The sequence below is a fragment of the Schumannella sp. 10F1B-5-1 genome, from assembly GCF_006517535.1.
In the GTDB taxonomy this organism is placed as follows: domain Bacteria; phylum Actinomycetota; class Actinomycetes; order Actinomycetales; family Microbacteriaceae; genus Schumannella.
On record NZ_VHQH01000208.1, the window covers coordinates 1 to 247 of the forward strand.

The following is a 247-nucleotide window of genomic DNA, read 5'->3' on the forward strand; positions in this document are numbered from 1 at the left end:
TTGCCGAGCGGGCAGCCCTGGTGGCAGAACGGCACGCCGCAGTCCATGCAGCGGCCGGCCTGGCGTCGCAGCTGCGAGGAGTCCTGCGACTCGTAGACCTCTTTCCAGTCCATGATGCGGACGGGCACGGGGCGCCGGGCGGGGAGCTCGCGCTCCTGGACCTTGAGGAATCCCTTCGGGTCGGCCATCGTCAGCCCCCCGTCACTTCGAGGATGCGGCTCCACACGACCTCGCCGTCGGGGTCGAG

At 70.4% G+C, this 247-nt stretch carries 1 pseudogene; it reads right to left on the reverse strand.

The annotated features are described in order from the left end of the window. A pseudogene (gene gltD, locus FJ658_RS15450) lies at nucleotides 1-188 on the reverse strand (glutamate synthase); the annotation flags it as partial. Between the last annotated feature and the right edge of the window lie 59 nt (nucleotides 189-247).